Below are 19,902 nucleotides of genomic sequence, written 5' to 3' on the forward strand. Positions count from 1 at the left end.
GACTGGCCAGCCCACCGCAAGCACTCCAGTTGGGCTGCCGGTAGTCCCGTCTACCGGTCGATCGGATCGCGAATCCAGTTATAACAGCGGAACGTATGCGGTTCTTTTTCGGTTGAGAGCATTTCGATGGGGATGAAACCCTCACCGCCTCGAGCACCTGCCCGCCGCTCCGTGGGGTCATCTGAGAACGTCATAAGCTTCGCTTTCAGAGAGAACGTTACTTCGAGTGTTCCTCGGTGATCGTCATCAGGGTCGAACGCCATTGAGACGTCACCGGCACCGACACCGAAGATCGCAGTTTCGTTTACCGTCGAAACGCCGACGTCATGGCTGGCAAGACCACTGCTAAGGTCTTCAAGCCACTCACGCATCTCCTCACGGTTGAGCGATCGGTCAAGTTCGAACTCCCCGTCAACCATCTTGCCGTCTTCGAACGTGAACTCGGGGTACTGAAGCTTATCATCGGGAAGGACGTGTGATTCAGTTTCGGGATCGGGTGGCTGGTCGGGGACATCCAACTCGTCGCTGATTGCCGACCGACTCGGTGAGTGACACGGATCATCGGTTTCGGTCTGAGCTTCGTTGTTATCGTCGGTCATGATACACCTCTTCTGCGAAATGACATGCTGATGTTGCGTCGTCGATTTCCATTCGTTCGGGAACCTCACTCTGACACCGTTCTTCTGCGATCGGACACCGTGTATGAAAGACACACCCGTCTGGTGGATCAACTGGACTTGGTACGTCTCCCTCGAGAATAAACGCGTCCTGGATCGACGTCGTCGGATCGACGTCTGGAATCGCAGCGAGTAGCGCCTCGGTATAGGGGTGTGCCGGCGACGCGAACAACTGATCGGCAGGTGCAACTTCCATCAACTCCCCAAGGTACATAACCGCGATACGATCTGCAATGTGTTTGACGACACTAAGGTCATGGCTGATGAGGACGTATGTGAGGCCGAGTTCGCGTTGTAGGCGCATCAAGAGATTGATGATGCTCCCTTTGACCGAGACGTCAAGCGCCGACACTGGTTCGTCGAGAACCAGTACCCGTGGCTCCGTTGCAATCGCACGGGCAATTGCAACTCGTTGAGCCTGTCCTCCAGAGAGTTCGTGTGCATAACGGGTTGCGTAGCGCTCCGAGAGGTTTACTAGCTCGAGTAACTCGTCGACGCGTTCTGCCCGCTCGCTTTGAGACCAGCCGTGAGCTTTGAGCGGTTCGGCGATGGCGGCCTGAATGGTCATTCGTGGGTCGATGCTCGATTTTGCGTTCTGAAAGATGACACCGACATCTGTCAGTAGCTCTGCTGACCGAGAGAGTGCGCTACCGACCTGCTCCCCATCGAACGTTACCGTTCCAGCAGTCGGTGTATGTAAGCCCGTAATGATGTTCGCAAGCGTTGACTTGCCGCTGCCGCTTTCACCGACGATCCCGATTGTTTCGCCTTCGTAGACGGTTAGCGACACGTCAGACACTGCCTTTACCGCCGTCTGTGTTCCGAGCAGTTTGTCAAAAAGCGAATCTTCAAGGGGGAACTCCTTCGAGACTGCATCGAGCTCGATTACGGGGTGGGCATCCGTCGGATCCCGTCGCCGAGATGATGATTGAGTACTCATTGGCCCCCCTCTCGGTAGACTTCGCTGTTGATGTCCTCGTTTACTCGGTGAAGTTCACAGCATTTCGCCTGGTGGTTCTCACCACAGTGGGCGACTGGCATCGACTCGCTTCGACAGTGGCTTTTGGCATGGTCACAACGCGAGGCGAACGGACATCCTGTGATCCCGCCGAGTTGATCGGGAACTTGGCCGTCGATCGTTTCTAGCGGCTCTTTGCGACTGGTTCTCTGTGGCATACACTCGAGGAGAGCCTGTGTGTAGGGGTGCTTTGGGTCTTCGAGGATTTGTTCTGTTGTTCCCGTTTCCATAATTTCACCGCCGTACATGACGATGACCCGGTCGCAGATACCGGCTACAACGCCGAGATCGTGCGTGATCATCAGCACCGACATGTCGCGTTCGTCCCTGAGGTCCGCGATAATGCGGAGGATCTGGGCTTGGATCGTCACGTCTAGGGCCGTCGTCGGTTCGTCAGCAATCAGTAAGTCTGGTTCACTCGCAAGCGCGATCGCGAGCATCGCTCGCTGTCGCATTCCCCCGGAGAACTCGTGAGGGTAGGCATCGAGTCGCTCTTGTGGATTCGGAATGCCCACTTCACTCATCAGTTCAATGACGCGCTCGCGCTTTGCTGCCCAGTCGGAGCGATCGTGCATGAGTGGGATCCGCATATAATCCCGAAGCGTTTGCGTGTCGGGATCGTCGTGAATCTTTAATGACTCGACGATCTGGTCGCTCACTGTGAACACGGGATTGAGAGTCGTCATCGGATCTTGAAAGACCATCGAGAGTCCGCGACCGCGAACACGGCGGATCTCTCGTTCACTTGCGGTCGTAAGATCTGCCCCTCGAAAGCGAATCGAGCCGTCAGCAATGGTTCCCGGATCTTCGAGGCGCATCGTCGAGAGTGCAGTTACAGACTTTCCGCTGCCGCTCTCGCCGACAATACCCACGATTTCGCCCGGTTGGATGTCGAAGGAGACGCCGTTAACTGCGTGAACGGGTTCACCGTAGGTCTCGAACTGCGTGTGTAGGTTTTCGACGGAGAGTAGTGGTTCTGTCATGGTTTTAGAGTCCCTTGTTCTGGGTGGTGTCGGTGTCACGTGGGTCGAGTACGTCTCGAAGTCCGTCTCCGAGCAGATTGAATCCGAGCACGGCGAGCATAATCGCCAACCCGGGGAAGTTCACGACCCACCAGGCGTCCTGAAGGTAGTTCCGGCCTTCGGAGATCATCGTTCCCCACTCGGGAGTCGGCGGCTGGGCACCGAGACCGAGGAACGACAGGCCTGCGGTTCCCAAGATGACGCCCGCCATGTCGATCGTTGCGAGGACAACGACAGGACCGATGACGTTCGGGATAACGTGTCGGCCGATGATCCGAGGGCGGCTCACGCCCATCAGTTGACTCGCCTTTACGAACTCTTGTTGTTTGATTGATAATACGCTGCCACGTATCACGCGCGCGTACCTCGTCCACCCCACCACCGCGAGAGCGATCATGATATTCGTCAGACTGGGCCCAAGAATACCCGCAATAACAAGTGCGAGCAACAGCCCGGGGAACGCAAGCAGGATATCGACGAGACGCATAAGCGCCTCATCGACGTAGCCTCCCGCGTAGCCGGCTGTCACACCGACTATGGTACCGATCACAAGCGAGATGCCGACAACTGCGACGCCGATCTGGAGGGAAATCCGCGCTCCGTAGAGGAGCCGTGTGAGGATGTCACGTCCGAGCTGGTCGGTCCCCATCGGATGCTCGAGTGAGGGGGATTCGAGGCGGTTCTCGAGGTTTTGCTCGGTTGGATCGTGGGGAGTGAGAAACGGGGCGAAGACGGCACTGAAGATGATCGTAACGACGATCACCATTCCAATGACGTTCAGCGTGTTTGAACGGAACTGACGCGCTTTCCGCGAGTGATAGAGCGATTGTAGTCGCTCACGGCGCGTTGGTTCAACCGGCGATGTATCCCCGCGGACGGATTCCTCGCTCATCGGTCACCACCTTCGAAGGAGATTCGGGGATCGACGTATCGATAGGTGACGTCGACGAGAAAGTTCGTTACGACGAAGAATACCGCGATAACCAACACGAGACCCTGAACAATAGGATAATCACGTGCGAAGATCGAATCGATAAGTAGGCGACCGAGACCAGGACGTTGAAAAACGATCTCGACGATAACCGCGCCGTTCAGCAGGTACCCGAACTGCAATCCAACGATCGTGATAACCGGGATCAGTGCGTTCCGGAGGGTATGTTTGTATACGACGATGCGTTCACGGAGACCTTTTGACCGAGCGGTTTGGATGTATTCTTCGTCGAGGACTTCAAGCATGGATGATCGGAGTAACCGCGTGATGATTGCAGCCATTCCCGTACCGAGCGTGATCGCCGGCAGGATCAGTTGGTCGAAACTCCCATAACCGGACGTCGGTAAGAGGCTCAGCTGAATAGCGAAGACAAGCATAAGGAGGTACCCGAGCCAGAAATTCGGCATGGAGAGGCCGAGGAGTGCGGCAAGCTGGCTGCCGTAGTCAAGTGAACTGCCCTTGTGAACGGCGCTAATGACACCGGTCGGAACCGCAATGAGTAATGCGACGACCATGCCAGCGACGGCCAATTCGAGTGTCGGCCAGAGGTTGTCAATGATGAGCTGGGAGACGGCTGTGTCACTGTAGTAGGAGTTCCCAAGATCCCCTTGCAGAACCCCAGCTATCCAGTCGAGGTACTGTAGCAGAATTGGCTCATCTAACCCCTGGGCATCGCGAAACTGCTCGATTGCTTCCGTAGACGGTGTTCGACCGCCCATCTGTTGTCGCAATATCGTTTCAGCAGGATCGCCAGGTGTGAAGAACATCAATAAGAACGTGATGATCGAAACCCCGGCCAGGACGAACCCGGATGTGCCCGCGCGGCGAAGAACAAATTTCCACATGGCAGAAAAATTATTCCCAGTGTTCGAGTGACGTCCAGCGCGAGAACTGTGGGATTGCGCCGAGTTCCAACCCGTCAATGTTCTCGTGGCGCGCGGCGATGAACTCACTGTAGTACAGTGGGATCGTGACCGCCTCGTCCGCGATATGCTGTTGTGCTTCCACGTACGCGTCGGTTTTCGTATCTTCGTCTGCCGTCTGGAATCCGGTTTCGATCAACTCATCGACCTCTCCGCCCAAGTTGTGCAGGCCGGTTCCTTCGTCGCGATAGAGACGCTGATTTACGTCACCATCTGAGTGGAATCCTTCGTAGATGATGTAATCAGCGTCCCCACTGTTCGATCCGCTCTCTTTCAGTATCAGGTGGGCTTCTCCGTCGCGCTCGGCTTCCGAGTATGCCGCACGCTCGAGTACTTGGATCTCTGTTTCGACACCGATACTACTGAACGAGCCTTCGAGCACCTGCGCCATTTCGCTGCCGTCTACCATGTCGTTTGCCACAAGGATGGTGAGAGTCTCACCGTCGTAGTTGGACTCATCAACGAGTTCAGCCGCTCGGTCATCATCCTTCTCGTAGGTCTCGATTTCGTCGTGCGCCGACCAGTAGATGATCGGTGAAATCGGCCCTCGAGCAGGCTCGCCGACCCCCTCAAGAACGGTGTCTACGATTGTCTCCTGTGAAATTGCGTGGTTCAAGGCGCGTCGCAGCGTCACGTCATCTGTTGGGGATTTGTGAAGGTTGATTCCGACGTAGCCCGCACCAGGTCGACTTTGACGCTCGAGGGACATCGAGTCGTCCTCTTCGATCGATCCGATTCGACTCCGTGGTGGGGAAAGCGCAATGTCGATCTCTCGGTTTTCGAGTGACAATGCTCGCGTGTTTGGATCTTCGATGACGCGGAAGACGAGCTCATCAAGAACGGGTGCCTCGTTCCAGTAATCCTCGAAGGCAACTGTTTGGACCTCTTGTTGTTGGTCGATCGCATCGACCATGAACGGCCCGGTCCCGATCACGTTATCCTCAGTGTGATCGCGATCAGGGTGTTGTATCGCGACCATATTATGGGCAATTGTTCCCGGGAACGTTGGGAACGGATCAGTTGTGGTGAACTCGACCGTGTAATCGTCGAGTGCAACTGTGCTCCCTGATTCGATATGGAGCCACCCTGGCGCCCATGCGTGTTCTTCGAGGATGGCTTCGACCGAAAACACGACGTGATCGGCGACCATTTCTTCTCCGTTGTGGAACTGAACACCTTCTCTAAGCGAGAACTCCCAGACTGTTTCCTCGACCTGTTCCCATTCAGTTGCGAGCCACGGCTCGAGCTCCATATCGTTCGAGACCCACACGAGTGGCTCAAGGATGTTCGTCCAGTACGGTGTTACTCCGCCATAGTAGTTCCAGTCATCCCTCGTTGGATCGTCGTCAAGAGCGATCGTTGCACTCGGTAACTGCTCCTGTTCGTCTCGATCCGGTTCACTCGACTGATCGTCATCGTCGGAACTGTCGGATCCACCAAGGCATCCAGCGAGTGCAACTGCACTTACCCCCCCAAAGCCTTTCAACATCCCCCGGCGACTAGCTGAAATTCTGTTGTGTGCCATTCTTTCTCACTTGGGTACTGATATCAACAGAACTGGATCGGTAGTATATAAAACCACACCCTCCATAGGCTCCCACATTTATAAGTGAGCGCGAATCTGAGGTGGAAATAGTTAATTTATTAGATTAAGGGACGATATATAGTCTCTATAAGACTGATCTCGAGATACGGTTTGTAATCCAAGGCAATATTTGCATTTACATTTATATCCACTTACCATCTTATGTATTATGGCTGTAATGGCATATGTTTTTCTGGGAAGATTTTGTAAATATCGTGGGTAATGTTATTTTGGTGCGTACGCCCTTCTAGTTGCAGATGTCTATCGGTACACGGAGTACGATTAGAAAAGGATACTAATCTCCTCACTCAGAGCGCCTTACTATCGAACTCATATCGAATCACAAGCAATGTTTATTATGTATGCCTATCAACTCGGCGGGTATGCACAATTTCGATGAAACGGATCTCGAAATTCTTCGACTCCTGGCGAAAGATGGGCGACGCCCCTTCAAAGAAGTAGCCGAAATGGTTGACCTTTCTGCTCCTGCCGTTTCCGAGCGTGTCAGCAAACTCGAAAAACAGGGTATCATTCGACAGTTTACTATCGATATCGATCGCACACAGCTGCGCCGGAGTCTTCCGTTATTAGCGACCGTGGATGTTCGCCCCGAATGCCTTGATTTGATCCGCCAGCAACTCGTTAGTACCCCTGAAGTTGAATACGTGTATACGACGATTGAATCGAACCTCGTCTTCCACGCAAACGCTCCCGAAACGAACCCACGAGAGTGGATCCTCGAGCAACTCGACCCGTCAATGATCGTTGATTATGAAGTTAAACTTCTTGCAGATACCGAGCGCTCGTTTACACTTAGCGGGGCAGAGTTCGCCCTCTCATGTGCAGAGTGTGGGAACACCGTTACCAGCGAAGGAGTTGTTACGAGAATTAACGGTGAAATCAAACAGTTCTGTTGCCCCTCTTGTGAAGAGCGATACGAAGCCACGTTCGAGCGAATACGTGAGCGTGTAGATAATGAGTGAGGAGCTACCAGGGGAATTCCAACTCATAGTCCGGAAATCCATTGACCCGCTTGCCCTCTGGTGGAATAATGTTCTCACGTGAAGTACACATCCCGCCGGTCATCCTACTCGATCGGTGACAATTCAGTGTGCGGACACTCCTTGAGATGGAATTTACAACTGGTGAATATGCGCTTCGGCTGCTCAGGGTTCGTCACTCTCTTCCCACTCTGGACGTGGTGTCGGCGACGGGAGTTCATCAACTGCGGGTCGCAGTTCCTCTTCCGTTGTCCACGGGAAACGCCGATCATGTAATTCGAATTTGCGGAACTTGTTGAGATGAACCCAACTATATGTCGCTGGTTCCACCCCTTCGTCCATCCGGTCGTCAAGCACGTCCCAGACCTCGTCTTCAACGACGTCGATGTCGGAATCTTGTGCTCGGTCAACGAGTGATTCGATTTTTGATTGAGCCTCATCTTCGGTCAAATCGTCCGTGAACGCAATTTCAAGGGCGGCTTGGATGACATGGTGTTTCGATTCGAGATTTGCGTCAGTCACCCACGCGTAGTCGCGTGGGAATACGTACGATTTGTCGAAATACGGCGGGTCATCGATCTCGCCTAATTCCGGCGCTTCACCACCGCTTTCCTTCTCGAAGACACCGACGATGTAGTCACTGTACGTCGCCAACAAGGTGAACATAATATCGAATGTATTGAGCCGCTCAGTCGGCAGCTCGAGGAGATCACCCATGATGAACGGATAGGCGCCGAGTTGTTTCGTGAGTTCGTTTTGCACGGCACGGAGACGGCGGATGTAGGGATCACGATAGCTGCCAAGGATGAAGTACGACGTCCGCTGACTCCAGAGATACGGTAACTCCCGCTGTGTGAACCGCCAGATCTCTCGCTTTTCCGCTGGTTCGAGTTCGATACTTCCGACAGCCTCGTGGACTACCGCCATAATGGCCGCAGCGTCGGGTGGGGGACTGGGATCGCTCATGAGAGCTGGTTCAAGCCACAACACCTTATCGCTTCTCAATAACTTTGGTATTTTCTCGATTAACCAACTTGGATGGCCCTAACTGTTATAGCGTCGCCCCTCGTACCGTCACATATGAGCGAAACACACACTGGCGCGGCTGATGCGGGGCCGTTCGCGGAACAGCAGCGACTGTTCAAGCTGCTGTCCCAGGATACGCGCCACCTTATCATCCAGGAGCTTCTGGGCCACCCTGCACACCTCATGTCGCTCGCCGAACTCGAGTATATGACTGGCAAGAGCCAGGCGGCCATCAAAGACCAACTGGAAACGCTGATCGAAGCGGGGATCCTCGACCGCTACACGTACGAACCGAGTGTGGACAAACGTGATCTCCCCTCACAGTTCTACGGATTCACAGAGCGAGGTGTCGAGGTCCTCCACGACTACAAGTATCTTCGTGGACTCCCGGTCGCTCGTGCACTCTACGAAAACACGCGCAAGACCGAGAAAATCGAACGCCACGAAACAGCACCGCGCCCGGAGCTTCCGGACGCTGTTGCGGACGCGCTTGAGTTCGAGGAGCCCGATCTCGACGCCGCTGATGTCAGCACAACCCCGTAGTTCGTCGCCGAATAACACTTTCCTCAACGACAGCAACATCCACTCATAGATTCCCTTCGCACCTCTATGCGGCAATCCCTTCGGGGATGATTCAAACCCGTCACGCCGAATTCAGCGGCGTGGGTTAGTCCAAAGTAACGCCTGTGAAGACTGCGACCGCTGTGGACTCGTTTTCCGTGTCTGCAAGTCGCGTCGTTGAAACAGGAAGCCCCTGCCTCAAGGAACGAACGGCGCAAGCCGTGAGTGAGTAGGCAGAGGTAGTTCACGTGAACTCCCCGAATTATAAGTGGTTAAACAGCCTGCAGTGACTGTTTTTCATTCGCGAAACCGACTGTGACGAAGTACTCGAGAAACTCGTCGAACCGTTCGACGTCACTAGGCGTGTCGGTTGCAAGGTGACACACCCATTCGATGGCCCATCGGAAGGTGGGATCTATTCCCCCCCTTGCCGTGAATGTACCACCAGCGAGCCGCTTTGAGAACGACGAGCGGATTCGTTGGCGGCTCTTCGCTCGCTAATCCGAGAGTGATTGATTTGATTTCTGGGGGCACTTCGGCCGGCTCGATCTCCTTGGACTGTGTGTTCGAGATATCGATCGTAATCTCATCGACTGAAACGTTGTTCATACGTTGTTGACTCACAGAAGGTCACCTCTGGATGAAGACTCATGTACGAGCCTTCGCCCTCTCGGGAGTCTCGAAAAACAGATCGCTGTGTCGCGTAACAAAGCGTATTCTTTCCTACTATATCTAAACATGTCATAGATGAATGATCTTTCACACCTCTACTCAAGAATGAGCGAATCGGTCGATGTAGAGCGTGTATCTCGCACAAGCTCCATGGAGTGTTTGGGAGTTGGCACATAAGCTGTGATCCCTTCACAATCATCAGCCAATGGCTATTTCATACTATCTTCTATATGAAGAATAGAATCTCAATAGAGCCTTTCACAACACAACACCTTTCCTAATTACGTGTGTTGGCTTCGCAGAACTAACACATGCCACCTATCAAAATCGAGGGTCTGACCCGGCACTTCGGCGACGTCGTCGCTGTTGACGAACTCTGCCTGACGGTCGAAGACGGCGAGGTCTACGGCTTTCTCGGGCCGAGCGGTGCCGGGAAGTCGACGACGATCAACATGCTGCTCGGATTTACGCCCCCAACTGCCGGTTCCGCGACTGTTCTGGGCCACGATATCGTGAACGAATCGCTGACGATCCGGCAGCAGATCGGCGTCTTGCCCGAGAACTTCGGTATGTACGAGCGGCTGACCGCGAGAAAGCACGTCCGGTTCGCGATCGACGTAAAGGGGGCGGCCGACGATCCCGACGCCCTCCTCGAACGCGTCGGACTCGCAGACGTCGCCGACCGCAAAGTAGGTGGCTTCTCGACGGGGATGAAACAGCGCCTCGCGTTCGCGATGGCACTCGTCGGCGAGTCCGGACTGTTGATTCTCGACGAACCGTCGTCGGGACTCGACCCGAACGGCGTCCGGGGGATGCGATCGATCATTCGCGAGGAGGTGGACCGCGGCGCGACCGTCTTCTTTTCGAGCCACATCATGGGACAGGTCGAGGCGATCTGTGACCGCGTAGGCATCATGCGCGACGGAAGACTCGTCGTCGAAGACACCATCGACGCGCTGAAGGACGACTTCTCGGCGGAGTCACAGCTCGTCCTGACCGTCGACGCCATTCCGGAGGGATTGCTCGCAACGATCGAAGAACTCGAGGGTGCCTCCGGTGTCCACGTCGCGGGCTCGGACGTCGTCGTCTTGCTATCCGATTCCAGTCGAAAGGCTTTGATTCCAAACGTTATCGAGGACGCCGGTGCGGAAATCGACGACATCACGACGAATGAGCCATCGCTCGAGGATCTATTCGCCGCCCTGACGACCGACGCGCCCTCGTCGGGTGAGGAACCAGTGGACGACTCGCCCGACCAGGCAGAGGTGGACGCATGACCTGGGTCCATGTCGCTCGCAAGGACTTTCAGGACGCGAGCCGATCGATGGTACTCTGGGCACTCTCCGTCCTGATGATTCTGATCGTCGGTGGCATCTCGGCGATTCCCCATCTCATCCACGTCCCTGAATCGGGACCGGCTCCGGGGTTCGACGTGGCAATGAGCTTTCTGTTTACGGTGGCGACGGTATTCATCACGGTGATGGCGCTCGTCGTCGGCTATCAGGCGATCGTCGGCGAACGCGAGCGGGGGAGCATTCGATTCCTGCTCGGACTCCCGAACACCCGTTTCGATGTGATCCTCGGGAAGGTGCTCGGGCGAGCGGCTGTCGTTGCCGTCCCAACGGTTATCGGGTTCGTGGTCGGCGGGGTCGTTATCATCATCCTTTACGACGGCTTCGACATCGGGACCTACGTCGGCCTCCTGGCGTTCTCGATCCTCCTCGGGCTGGTGTACGTCTCGGTCGCCGTCGCCATCTCCGCGGCCGTCAGCACGCGCTCCAAGGCCGTTGCCGGCGTCGTCAGCTTCTGGCTTGTTTTCGACCTGCTCTGGTGGACCGTCCCGATGGCGATTTACTGGCTCCTCCAGCGAGAGCTTCCCGGTACCACCGAACTCCCAACGTGGTACGTATTCGTCGAGCGGCTCGGTGTCTGGGAGCCGCTGCACGTCATCGCGGTCCAATACGTCGACATCGCCGGCGTGGAGACCGTCCCGACTGCCGATCGGCTGGAGGGTGCGGTCCCGTTCTACCTTGAGACGTGGTTCGCCTGGGTGTTCGTCGTCGCCTGGATCGCGGTTCCGCTCGCGGTCGGGTATTACAGGTTCAACAACACGACGCTGAGTTGAATGGAGATACTTTCTACATGATGGTATCGAAACTTCGGTCAACGTTGATCGCAGAAATTCGTCGATATCGCGTATATCCAACTCAACCAAGGTCAATACATCCCTAGCGAATGAGGATGGAAAACAAACAAAAATCGCCACGTGATGCGTCCCAAGTCGGCTTTGGTCCACTTCACGAATCCTCGGGGTGGGGGCTTTGTCTCTGGTGACTTGATTCGTAGTCAATGCAAATTTGTGACCCACCATACAAAACCGTAGAGCCACTTTTTCTCCCCGCCAACGAGAATTTGTTTCTCATCGACGGCGACCCGCGACGGCTCTGCCGTCGGCGGGTCTTCTTGGGTTTCCGAGAGCCGATGCGTCCAGTTCCAAACCGCCCCATGAGACCGGTCAACGCCGAGCCAGTCCAAGACAGCAACGACCTCTCGAAGTGACAACCCCATCGAGTGCAGGCGCACCCCGAACACCCTGATGGATGTCGGGGTGCACTCGTTCTCCCAAACGTCTTCACAATCCACGTCTAACGTCTGTTTGAGCAGGTCTGCGAGTGTCATGAGCACTACTCACTACGACCTGCTCGCTTCTTAATCCACCTCAACTAGACCGTGCCGTAGCCTCGGATGATCCCGTTTTCTTCCATGTTCTGGATACGGTTTCGAACGGTACTTTGAGAAACGCCGACTCGCTCTCCTATCTCTTCGTTCGTAACATTCCGAGCGTTTTCCTGCAACATGTGCAGTATTCCTTTGTCTACCCGGTCTAACTCCTCCGAACTCATAATGATCCAATGAATTACAGCCAGGCAAATAGTCCCACCCCCAGTGTGAGCAAGCCAAACTGGTGTCGCGTAGCGGGATTATCTTCTCTGAAAAGTATCATCGGGTGGTGTCACATTCGGCAGGGTTGAGTTACAGAGAGCTCCCAATGAACGTCGTAATCGCTGCGAGATGGCCGACTTTGAGACACCGACCTCTTCGGCTAAGTCCAGTTGTGAAATCCTTCGAGGGTTTTCAAAATAGCCGCTTTCGTACGCTTTTGCAAGGAGTGACTGCTGTTTCGTGGTCAACCCGAGCACGTCATCTTCCGTTCCCGCATTAGTTTCCAAAAGTGCAAGCACGTGAACGGAGATTCCTTCTGCGCCACAGAGTTCATTAAAATATAATAATTCATCCCGGCTAGGAAACCGAATCGATAGTGTCCACCCCTCAACGCTGCATTCTCTATTCAAAACGCGACCGAGTGCGGTCACGGTAATTGGAATAAAATGGATGACGTCATCCGTCAATTCGGTTTGGTAAACCCGCCGATCGGAATAGACCGCTACTCGAGTAGTGTTCGTTACTGTGGGATCATCAGTGAGGAATTCCTCAAACTCAGAAAGCTGGTCCTCTGGACCATGTGCTGTGAAAAATACCGTTTCCGTGGATGTGTTTCGATCGACCGATTCGTAGTTCGGCCTCACTCGAACGTCCGGACAGTTACGTAAAGTGGGTTGGAGCGCAAGTTTTGGGTGTGACAGTTTCACCTCCGCTAACAACTCTGTTGATTCGTGGTTTGACTCTGTCTCTGTAGCGTGGTGGGGTGAATCCAGGCTCATGGTTCGTGAATCCAGGAGTGAGGGTGTAGTAGCTAATTACCGATCCACATTCGCATTCGACACACTCACAAATAAATATAATTCTCCATATTAATCGTGTATTCACGTCATTATGGTATCGAACGCCATCTGGACATTTATATAAATTTTCCATCACTTGCTTGATCCATAGTCTGACACAGGATTCGGTATCGAGTCTCGAAATTGACCGCATTCATGAGAAGAGAGCAGGACAGGTCGAGCATCCACTTGAGAGCGGAGCGGTTGTTGAAGTAGACGTCGCAGCGGTGACGTCGAGAAAGAGCTTCGCGAGTCGATCTGCGAAGCGATTCGCTACGAGCTGTCGGTCTCCGGTAAGACGGTGCGTCTCGAGCGCGATGTCTGGTATTACCACCTGTAATGGGTGGTGCGACAGCTCAGAGGCAGAATATCCTCTCCCGGAACTGCCTAATGAAATACGTCAGGTGTACACGGTCGACGGAAAGGAGTTCGTACTCGAGAGTGCGGATGGTCGGGAGCTTACAGACGATGGACGGTGCGACGGAGTTAGAGGTTGTCATTCGCCAGGGATCCTCATGTTGGCTATTACCACTGACCAGAACATATTTACTCTTATAGGCTCAAATTCCATTCAAATGGATTTAACACATTATATATCATGACTGATAAAACAACAATTCTCGTCCCTATTCGATATCCTTTGACAGCTGATAGTATGCGAACTCTAACATTTGCAGAAACACTCTCTAAACAATATGAAACAGTAGAGCTCTTCGTTTTACACGTGAATCTCTTCCAGAATGGAGACAACACGCAGCGTGCAGATATCGCTCGTGCGGTTGCCCCACTTTTTGACACCTGTGTCCCAAGCATCATCGTTCGTAGTGGCCTGCTCATTGAAGAGACAATTGTGGAGGAAGCTACATTTTCTGACGCTGATATCGTCGTTCTCGGGAAAAGTCAAAAGCCGATTTGGCGACGAACACTGAGTAAGCTCGCTGGTAACTACCCTGCTGTTGAACGCCATCTGCGTGAGCACACGACCGCTGCGGTCGAAGTTGCTGAATAGGTTCTAACCTTCGAGATCGGATTGCTTTTCAGCGGCCGTGGAGAATCGCTATACCGCGATTGATTTCCCTGTTTGGCGGCACGCTTACTGTTGTAGGGGAACACATCAGAAAGATTTTACGGAACTCTCGATCCAAGCTTCGCGCACGCACGGCATCGCCGAGCGTGCGTCTAATTATCGAAAAGGCGGTATCAGACAGTGCTCTCGAACTGTAGACTTTGAGTCAACGCCACTACTTTCCGAGTGAAGCGGGAAATTTCAGACATAGAGCATCCTCTGTTTGCCGCTTCACCTTCCTAGTTCTAACGGACTAAATCGATGCAGTCCGGTGAGTTACCAGAGCCTCTCACCCTTATACTATCGGGTGGCTCTGTTGAAACCCTCTCTTTCTGACGGTACTGATCAAAAGCAACACTCGGCACTGTCTAGTTAGGAAATTCTGGCGTATACCGACGTCCTAGGAGTTGTTGTGGCGATTTTGATGAATGACGAGACACTCATCACTCTCGGCGGGCTGCTGGCCACCCTTTTAGGGCCCAAAATATTATAGTTCAGAATATAATAGTCTGGTTCCTAACTTCGGAGCACATATGTATCTCCCACGACGACTGGGGGTATGGACCAGTTCGTCAATCGTATCGAGGAACTCGATCGGTTGCAGACTCTCTACGAGAGTGGCGATGCAGAACTCGCAATCGTCTATGGGCGCCGGCAGATCGGCAAGAGTGAACTCGTCCGCCAATCGATTGCCGACCGCGACGATGCCGTGTACTATCAGGCAGTCCAAGGAACAGCGACGACACAACTCAGGCGGTTCGTCGAGGCCGCAGCGACGACCTATTCGGACATCACGGCCGTCAAAGAGGAATGGGAACCGCTCTTAACGTACCTCACCGACAGAGACGCCATCATCGTCATCGACGAATTCCCGTACCTCATCGAATCGAACGAGGGGATCCCGTCGGTAATTCAACACCTGTTGGATACGGCCGTCGGCGAGAGCCAGGCAACGCTCGTACTCACAGGCTCTGCAATCGGCATGATTCATACCCATGTCCTCGATGGCGGTGCGCCACTTTACGGCCGCGTGTCACCGACACCGAATGGCCGCCTCGAACTCACCCAGCTGCCGTTTCGTTCCATCCAAGAGTTCGTGCCGACGTACGACCCCGAAGAACGGGTGTTCGTCTATGGCGTCTTCGGCGGCACACCCCGATATCTCAGTCCTCTCGATCCATCACAAAGCCTCGGAGAGAACATCACGCGGCTGCTGTGCGACCCTGATGGCCCACTCCACGACGAGCCCGAAACCGTCCTTCAGATGGAGCTCAACGAAGTGAACACGTATTTCTCCGTGCTGGAATCGATGGCCAGCGGGAACCGCAGTCGAAACGAGATCGCCCAGGGAGCCGGCATCGAGAGCACCAACACGTCGTACTACTTCGACCGGCTAGAAACACTCCAGATTATCGAGAAACACCATCCGGCGCTCGCGGATCCGACGCGCAGCAAGCGAACTCGGTACCAGATTCGGGATCCCGTATTCCGGTTTTACTTCCGGTATCTCTACGGTCGCGGAGGGCAGTACGAACTCTACGGCGAGAACGCCTACGGGGACCTTATCGAACCGGAACTACCCGACTTCGTCAGCGAGACGTTCGAATCGCTCTGTCACCAGGCGGTGCCGGCGCTCTATGCAGACTACCAGCTCACGCAGGTGCCAAGCCAGTGGTGGTACAGGGAGCGAGAGGTGGACGTCGTCGCACCAACCGACGAGTCAACGCTGATCGCTGGCGAAGCGAAATTCACCAGCGCCCCCCTCGGCTATGATGTGCTTTCGGATCTCGAAGACGACGTGGAGCACATCGACTGGACGCCATCCACAGGTGGTGAGCCGACGTATGAATTCGCCTTATTCAGCCGTTCTGGGTTCAAACGCTCGGTCGAGGAAGCTGCAAAAGAGCGTGATGACCTCCGTCTCTTCGATCTCTCCGATATTGTTGCCGTTCTCGAGAGTGGAACCGAAAACTGACGCAGGAGGAATCTAGCAACAGGTGACATCCTCCCACCCCTGAAGGACTGTCTCTTACCCATTTCTATTTGGAGCTAAACACATGGCTGAGCGGTGAACACATGGTTGAGCGGTGTGTTGACGAAGAGGTTAGAACCATCGAGATTGGCGACCTCTCCGGCATCCGTGAGGACGAGGAGAACGGCAAGGCGAAGAACTGGGGTAAACATGGCAACCTCGACCTGCACTCGTGGGCGTTCGACCGCTTCACCGACCTGCTCGAGTACAAGGCCGAGATGGGGGGGCATCACGGTTGAACAGGTGTCTGAGCGTGACACCTCAAAGTCGTGTTCGTGTTGTGGTCGCAAGCGTGATGCGAACCGTGTTGAACATGGGTTGTATATCTGCGATGAATGCAGGACGGTGGCGAACGCTGATGTGAACGGCGCTGAGAACATTCGACAGAAAGTATCTCCGAGTCTCACCTGTGATGGGGGAGATAGGAGTAACGGCTGGTTGGCACAGCCTTTGATGTACCTGTTCGATTCAGAGAGCGGATGCTTCGCACCGCGAGAACAGGTCACGTCGTAAACCACAATATCCCAACGTGGGAATCCTCGCCCTTCAGGGCGGGGAGGATGTCAAGGCCGCGACTCTGGTTAGCACACCCCAATTAAATTTAATACAGTTGCCACAATATCCCGTAATTGACGTCCAATACAAATCTCGAAAACGGAGAATTTCGCAACATGGTCGATACTCGCTTCAAACCGCGGCGTGCTCGTTCTCGCTTAGCCGCGGGTCGCGTGTTCGGCGAGTATCTCCAAGACCAGCGTGCGAAGAGATCGGCCGGGAATCACTGGGCTTGCGTCGCCATCGAACGCGAAAGTGTGACGCACTCCGGCGATCTCCGGACACTCTCACCCGCATAACCCGGCTCCCACGCGGACTACCCGTCAGGGGCTGGGGAACACGGGATTGCCGCCTGCTTTCACCTAGTACTCGCTTGGCTCACAGCGTCACGCGAGTGCAGCGACTGAGGCTCGCGGCAGTTTGGTCTGCGTTCGTTCCTGACAGTGGAACGAACGAGCGATTCCGTGCGTGCTGAGCGTACTCGGAGTCGCTGGTATGCATCCCCGCAGCGTTAGCTGCGGCTACGTCGAGCCCCGGAGTCTCCGCTGGCGAGGGACACCGGACTTTGAATCCGGAGGTCGCCGGTTCGATTCCGGCCGGGGCGACATGCCGACGTGGTGTAATTCGGCGAGCATACGGTCCTGTCACGGCCGTGATCCGGGTTCAAATCCCGGCGTCGGCGTGGACGCGTGGACAACCCACGTGGGGATACCCATTGAGGTAGGCAGCCCGTTGGTGCGATCAGCTGGATCGTCCCCGCGATGCTGGGCCCAGCAGGGTCTGCAACCTACATGAGCCGGTGTGGTATTCCCGGGAGTACCCGAAGTACGCCCCTGCGATGAGACGCGCAATCACGACCACTCGGTCGCGGTTGCGCAGTTGGAACCAGTCGTACAGATAGACAACCAACTGCCGGATACCCGGCAGTCCCGTGAGCCGATGGTCCAGCGGACGACGATCTGTGCCTTGGGCGCACAGGACCGAGGTTCGAATCCTCGCCGGCTCAGCGTGCCGTGTCTGGGGAACGGTGACCCCACTGGCCTGCTACGCCAGCCCCGGCAACGGGTTCCCGGTTCGACTCCGGGACACGGCGTGATGCCAAAGAATGTCTGCCCTGACTGCGAGGAGGAAGCGTTCTGCCACGTCCCACTCGGTGAAACAACGTCCATCGACACGATTGGAAGTGTGAGAATCTGCGTTACCGACGATGGCACGTACTTCCACGGAACGAGGTAACTGCCCTTCGTTCCTGCCGTGACTGGTACTGGTGAACTCACTCACCTCGAAGGAGAGGGTCTGAAATATGGTCTCCCGGTTCAACTCCGGGTCACGGTGCTTTGCTGAGCGTGAGCGAATCAGGGGTCAGAAGATGAGCGATGTAGGTCTTCCGGCGTCCCGGTGAGCAACGCGAGGCGGGCTCGTCGGAGCAAGCTCCAACGGTGATGGTGAGACATGCGGATAGGCGACCGCGCTCGTTTGAAATCGAGAGCCGCGAGGCTTCAGAGTTCGCGTTTCCTCGGAGACGCGAGCACGGAGGAGGTTCCCTTGTCCGATGTTCGACTCTCCGTCTCACCGGTGGCGGGATTTCCCTAGCTTGGTAGGGACTGCGTTGGAAGCGCGGCGTCCGCGAGGACACGAGCGTTCAAATCGGTCTCCCGCCGCTGCGTGCCGAAGTGAGTCGCAGAGTCGTTGGCGATTATCGAATTGTGCCGCCATGCCAGAGTGGTCAAACGGACACGGTCGAGGACCGTGTGGTTAGTCCTTCCCAGGTTCGAATCCTGGTGGCGGCATTTCTCCCTGTGGTCTAGCGGCTACGATCCCTCCCTGTAGAGGAGGAGACGCACGTTCGAGTCGTGCCGGGGAGACTGCGGGACGGTGGAAGAGCCTGGCATTCACACACTCTCGCCGAGTTTTCACCGGAGAACCGGTGCGACGGCGAGAGTTCCTTCGACTCACTGTTAATGAGAACACGCAGGTTCGAATCCTGCCCGTCCCACGGGCCGATGACCCTTTCCAGGAGAGGCCAACCCGCTCCAGTGGAGTAGCGGCCAAACTCACGGTCCTCTCACGGCCGAACCCCCTGTTCGAATCCGGGCTGGAGCATGTGGGCCCGGAGCCTATGAGGACAGGCAAGCGGCTTTTAACCGCAGGATAGCGGGTTCGAATCCCGTCGGGCCCTCTCGGTGCCTGGGAGACCCCCCTGGTGGGGGTGTCGGGCTGTTACCCCGATCGCGGGAGGTTCGAGTCCTTCCCCAGGCGCTCGGAACCACTAGTTCCATAGCAGTGATGCTCCCGGAGTCTCCGTTGGCGAGAGACGCCAGCCTTTCGAGCTGGAGGTCAGGGGTTCGATTCCCCTCGGGAGCACTCGGGGGGCTGGCCATGACAGCGCTTTCCCGTGTCGGACATCACGGGCAGGCACGGATCTGTGGCGCTGTCACCGTCAATTCCCCCCTGCGGGTGGTCGTCGAGATGGTGCATTCCTTCGCCCGCAAAGCACACCAACGGGAGTCATAGCCCGTCGCACCGCCCGTTTTCCGACCGCCCGTGGCGACCGTCGAGTCGGGGCGTTGCTTCGCCAGGAACTCGCAGGTTCAAATCCTGTCGGTGGCCTCGTCCATCGAGAACATCCCGGACAAAGAGCGCACTCACGTGCTCTCGACACCGGTCCCGCCTTGACAGTGTTCCGGTCGCACTCACGTGGCCGTCGAGTTGGAGCCGTACTTCGCTTCAGGAGCCGGAAGTCCGGGTTCGAATCCCGGCGGTGGAACTCTCGAGATCCACCGTAGTGTAACCTGGGAGCACACCGTTCTGGCTCCAGCAGTTTCCCGGCCCCGTCCTTGTCTCCGTAGCTCAGCCAGGACAGAGCACCGTCAGAGCAACTCTGACGAGCCCTCGTTCGGGTCTTCGACCCCCACGAGGACACCGGCCTTCGAAGCCGGGAGTCGCACGTTCGAACCGTGTCGGGGACGTTCGCTGCTCGCACCGTGTGTG

General features: G+C 55.6%; 15 protein-coding genes, 12 tRNA genes and 5 pseudogenes. 20 read left to right on the forward strand and 12 right to left on the reverse strand.

Annotated features, from left to right (window positions below; genetic code table 11):
- Window positions 1–50: 50 nt before the first annotated feature.
- Genes AC6I6S_RS16550 through AC6I6S_RS16575 form a run of 6 tightly spaced genes read right to left on the reverse strand, consistent with a single transcriptional unit; the run spans window position 51 to window position 6,156 of the window.
- Entirely contained in the window at window positions 51–599 is a 549-nt protein-coding gene (locus AC6I6S_RS16550) for a hypothetical protein (RefSeq protein WP_497951711.1), read from the reverse strand.
- Entirely contained in the window at window positions 586–1,617 is a 1,032-nt protein-coding gene (locus AC6I6S_RS16555) for an ABC transporter ATP-binding protein (protein WP_497951712.1), read from the reverse strand. Before AC6I6S_RS16555 ends, AC6I6S_RS16550 begins: the two co-directional genes overlap by 14 nt.
- Window positions 1,614–2,717 carry an ABC transporter ATP-binding protein gene (locus AC6I6S_RS16560; protein ID WP_497951713.1) on the reverse strand — a complete coding sequence of 368 codons (1,104 nt, stop codon included), beginning with the start codon at window positions 2,715–2,717 and terminating at the stop codon, window positions 1,614–1,616. The genes AC6I6S_RS16555 and AC6I6S_RS16560 overlap by 4 nt, the downstream gene beginning before the upstream one ends.
- Window positions 2,683–3,609: a nickel transporter permease gene (gene nikC, locus AC6I6S_RS16565; RefSeq protein ID WP_497951714.1), complete on the reverse strand. Its 927-nt coding sequence runs from the start codon at window positions 3,607–3,609 to the stop codon at window positions 2,683–2,685. The genes AC6I6S_RS16560 and nikC overlap by 35 nt, the downstream gene beginning before the upstream one ends.
- Entirely contained in the window at window positions 3,606–4,553 is a 948-nt protein-coding gene (gene nikB / locus AC6I6S_RS16570) for a nickel ABC transporter permease (protein WP_497951715.1), read from the reverse strand. Before nikB ends, nikC begins: the two co-directional genes overlap by 4 nt.
- 10 nt (window positions 4,554–4,563) lie before the next feature.
- Window positions 4,564–6,156, reverse strand: a complete 1,593-nt coding sequence (locus AC6I6S_RS16575) for an ABC transporter substrate-binding protein (protein ID WP_497951717.1) — start codon at window positions 6,154–6,156, stop codon at window positions 4,564–4,566.
- A gap of 443 nt (window positions 6,157–6,599) precedes the next feature.
- Between AC6I6S_RS16575 and AC6I6S_RS16580 the strand changes: the two genes are divergently transcribed.
- On the forward strand, window positions 6,600–7,199 hold the full coding sequence (locus AC6I6S_RS16580) for a winged helix-turn-helix transcriptional regulator (RefSeq protein WP_497951718.1): 600 nt from the start codon (window positions 6,600–6,602) through the stop codon (window positions 7,197–7,199).
- 183 nt (window positions 7,200–7,382) lie between these two features.
- On the opposite strand, the gene AC6I6S_RS16585 is transcribed toward AC6I6S_RS16580, so the two are convergent.
- On the reverse strand, window positions 7,383–8,183 hold the full coding sequence (locus tag AC6I6S_RS16585) for a DUF8170 family protein (protein ID WP_497951719.1): 801 nt from the start codon (window positions 8,181–8,183) through the stop codon (window positions 7,383–7,385).
- 114 nt (window positions 8,184–8,297) lie between these two features.
- Here AC6I6S_RS16585 and AC6I6S_RS16590 point away from each other — a divergent pair, with 114 nt between their 5' ends.
- Both AC6I6S_RS16590 and AC6I6S_RS16595 read left to right on the forward strand, forming a co-directional pair.
- Window positions 8,298–8,786 carry an ArsR family transcriptional regulator gene (locus tag AC6I6S_RS16590; RefSeq protein ID WP_497951720.1) on the forward strand — a complete coding sequence of 163 codons (489 nt, stop codon included), beginning with the start codon at window positions 8,298–8,300 and terminating at the stop codon, window positions 8,784–8,786.
- Window positions 8,787–8,914: 128 nt separating this feature from the next.
- Window positions 8,915–9,037 (forward strand): annotated as a pseudogene (locus tag AC6I6S_RS16595) (RNA-guided endonuclease TnpB family protein); the annotation flags it as partial.
- Window positions 9,038–9,076: 39 nt separating this feature from the next.
- On the opposite strand, the pseudogene AC6I6S_RS16600 reads toward AC6I6S_RS16595, so the two are convergent.
- Window positions 9,077–9,413, reverse strand: a pseudogene (locus tag AC6I6S_RS16600) (DUF8013 domain-containing protein).
- Window positions 9,414–9,787: 374 nt separating this feature from the next.
- On the opposite strand from AC6I6S_RS16600, the gene AC6I6S_RS16605 reads away from it, so the two are divergent.
- The gene (locus AC6I6S_RS16605) at window positions 9,788–10,753 is read left to right on the forward strand and encodes an ABC transporter ATP-binding protein (protein WP_497951722.1); all 966 of its coding nucleotides are present in this window, start codon (window positions 9,788–9,790) and stop codon (window positions 10,751–10,753) included.
- Window positions 10,750–11,601: an ABC transporter permease subunit gene (locus AC6I6S_RS16610; RefSeq protein ID WP_497951723.1), complete on the forward strand. Its 852-nt coding sequence runs from the start codon at window positions 10,750–10,752 to the stop codon at window positions 11,599–11,601. The genes AC6I6S_RS16605 and AC6I6S_RS16610 overlap by 4 nt, the downstream gene beginning before the upstream one ends.
- A 245-nt stretch (window positions 11,602–11,846) precedes the next feature.
- Here the strand turns inward: AC6I6S_RS16610 and AC6I6S_RS16615 are convergent.
- The 3 genes and pseudogenes from AC6I6S_RS16615 to AC6I6S_RS16625 form a co-directional block, all read right to left on the reverse strand.
- Window positions 11,847–12,155: pseudogene (locus AC6I6S_RS16615) on the reverse strand (transposase domain-containing protein); the annotation flags it as partial.
- Window positions 12,156–12,199: 44 nt separating this feature from the next.
- Window positions 12,200–12,379, reverse strand: a complete 180-nt coding sequence (locus AC6I6S_RS16620) for an Lrp/AsnC family transcriptional regulator (protein WP_497951724.1) — start codon at window positions 12,377–12,379, stop codon at window positions 12,200–12,202.
- A gap of 78 nt (window positions 12,380–12,457) precedes the next feature.
- Window positions 12,458–13,198: a helix-turn-helix domain-containing protein gene (locus AC6I6S_RS16625; protein ID WP_497951726.1), complete on the reverse strand. Its 741-nt coding sequence runs from the start codon at window positions 13,196–13,198 to the stop codon at window positions 12,458–12,460.
- Between the two features lie 658 nt (window positions 13,199–13,856).
- Between AC6I6S_RS16625 and AC6I6S_RS16630 the strand changes: the two genes are divergently transcribed.
- Window positions 13,857–14,267, forward strand: a complete 411-nt coding sequence (locus tag AC6I6S_RS16630) for a universal stress protein (RefSeq protein ID WP_497951727.1) — start codon at window positions 13,857–13,859, stop codon at window positions 14,265–14,267.
- A gap of 97 nt (window positions 14,268–14,364) precedes the next feature.
- Here the strand turns inward: AC6I6S_RS16630 and AC6I6S_RS16635 are convergent.
- Window positions 14,365–14,481 (reverse strand): annotated as a pseudogene (locus AC6I6S_RS16635) (IS5/IS1182 family transposase); the annotation flags it as partial.
- 402 nt (window positions 14,482–14,883) lie between these two features.
- Between AC6I6S_RS16635 and AC6I6S_RS16640 the strand changes: the two are divergent.
- The 14 genes and pseudogenes from AC6I6S_RS16640 to AC6I6S_RS16705 all read left to right on the forward strand — a co-directional run bounded on the left by AC6I6S_RS16640 (window position 14,884) and on the right by AC6I6S_RS16705 (window position 19,880).
- On the forward strand, window positions 14,884–16,299 hold the full coding sequence (locus AC6I6S_RS16640; RefSeq protein ID WP_497951729.1) for an ATP-binding protein: 1,416 nt from the start codon (window positions 14,884–14,886) through the stop codon (window positions 16,297–16,299).
- A gap of 98 nt (window positions 16,300–16,397) precedes the next feature.
- Window positions 16,398–16,869 (forward strand): annotated as a pseudogene (locus AC6I6S_RS16645) (zinc ribbon domain-containing protein); the annotation flags it as partial.
- A 571-nt stretch (window positions 16,870–17,440) separates the two neighbouring features.
- Window positions 17,441–17,516: transfer RNA gene (locus tag AC6I6S_RS16650), tRNA-Gln, on the forward strand.
- 3 nt (window positions 17,517–17,519) lie between these two features.
- A tRNA-Asp gene (locus AC6I6S_RS16655) sits at window positions 17,520–17,593 on the forward strand.
- Window positions 17,594–17,844: 251 nt separating this feature from the next.
- Window positions 17,845–17,917 (forward strand) — tRNA-Pro (locus tag AC6I6S_RS16660).
- A 4-nt stretch (window positions 17,918–17,921) separates the two neighbouring features.
- Window positions 17,922–18,004, forward strand: a tRNA-Ser gene (locus AC6I6S_RS16665).
- A 484-nt stretch (window positions 18,005–18,488) separates the two neighbouring features.
- Window positions 18,489–18,572, forward strand: a tRNA-Ser gene (locus tag AC6I6S_RS16670).
- A 47-nt stretch (window positions 18,573–18,619) separates the two neighbouring features.
- Window positions 18,620–18,701: transfer RNA gene (locus tag AC6I6S_RS16675), tRNA-Leu, on the forward strand.
- Between the two features lie 3 nt (window positions 18,702–18,704).
- Window positions 18,705–18,776, forward strand: a tRNA-Tyr gene (locus AC6I6S_RS16680).
- 4 nt (window positions 18,777–18,780) lie between these two features.
- Window positions 18,781–18,907 (forward strand) — tRNA-Asn (locus tag AC6I6S_RS16685).
- Between the two features lie 34 nt (window positions 18,908–18,941).
- A tRNA-Glu gene (locus tag AC6I6S_RS16690) sits at window positions 18,942–19,014 on the forward strand.
- 3 nt (window positions 19,015–19,017) lie between these two features.
- A tRNA-Lys gene (locus tag AC6I6S_RS16695) sits at window positions 19,018–19,090 on the forward strand.
- Between the two features lie 109 nt (window positions 19,091–19,199).
- A tRNA-Glu gene (locus AC6I6S_RS16700) sits at window positions 19,200–19,275 on the forward strand.
- 475 nt (window positions 19,276–19,750) lie between these two features.
- Window positions 19,751–19,880 (forward strand) — tRNA-Arg (locus AC6I6S_RS16705).
- Window positions 19,881–19,902: the final 22 nt, after the last annotated feature.

The organism is Natrononativus sp. DTA114, assembly GCF_059736515.1.

What these genes read in the sequence shown, in the direction of transcription:
- AC6I6S_RS16550 (WP_497951711.1), bottom strand. Translation starts at nt 599, where the DNA reads ATGACCGACGATAACAACGAAGCTCAGACCGAAACCGATGATCCGTGT.
- AC6I6S_RS16555 (WP_497951712.1), bottom strand. Translation starts at nt 1,617, where the DNA reads ATGAGTACTCAATCATCATCTCGGCGACGGGATCCGACGGATGCCCAC.
- nikC (WP_497951714.1), bottom strand. Translation starts at nt 3,609, where the DNA reads ATGAGCGAGGAATCCGTCCGCGGGGATACATCGCCGGTTGAACCAACG.
- nikB (WP_497951715.1), bottom strand. Translation starts at nt 4,553, where the DNA reads ATGTGGAAATTTGTTCTTCGCCGCGCGGGCACATCCGGGTTCGTCCTG.
- AC6I6S_RS16575 (WP_497951717.1), bottom strand. Translation starts at nt 6,156, where the DNA reads ATGGCACACAACAGAATTTCAGCTAGTCGCCGGGGGATGTTGAAAGGC.
- AC6I6S_RS16580 (WP_497951718.1), top strand. Translation starts at nt 6,600, where the DNA reads ATGCACAATTTCGATGAAACGGATCTCGAAATTCTTCGACTCCTGGCG.
- AC6I6S_RS16585 (WP_497951719.1), bottom strand. Translation starts at nt 8,183, where the DNA reads ATGAGCGATCCCAGTCCCCCACCCGACGCTGCGGCCATTATGGCGGTA.
- AC6I6S_RS16590 (WP_497951720.1), top strand. Translation starts at nt 8,298, where the DNA reads ATGAGCGAAACACACACTGGCGCGGCTGATGCGGGGCCGTTCGCGGAA.
- AC6I6S_RS16605 (WP_497951722.1), top strand. Translation starts at nt 9,788, where the DNA reads ATGCCACCTATCAAAATCGAGGGTCTGACCCGGCACTTCGGCGACGTC.
- AC6I6S_RS16610 (WP_497951723.1), top strand. Translation starts at nt 10,750, where the DNA reads ATGACCTGGGTCCATGTCGCTCGCAAGGACTTTCAGGACGCGAGCCGA.
- AC6I6S_RS16620 (WP_497951724.1), bottom strand. Translation starts at nt 12,379, where the DNA reads ATGAGTTCGGAGGAGTTAGACCGGGTAGACAAAGGAATACTGCACATG.
- AC6I6S_RS16625 (WP_497951726.1), bottom strand. Translation starts at nt 13,198, where the DNA reads ATGAGCCTGGATTCACCCCACCACGCTACAGAGACAGAGTCAAACCAC.
- AC6I6S_RS16630 (WP_497951727.1), top strand. Translation starts at nt 13,857, where the DNA reads ATGACTGATAAAACAACAATTCTCGTCCCTATTCGATATCCTTTGACA.
- AC6I6S_RS16640 (WP_497951729.1), top strand. Translation starts at nt 14,884, where the DNA reads ATGGACCAGTTCGTCAATCGTATCGAGGAACTCGATCGGTTGCAGACT.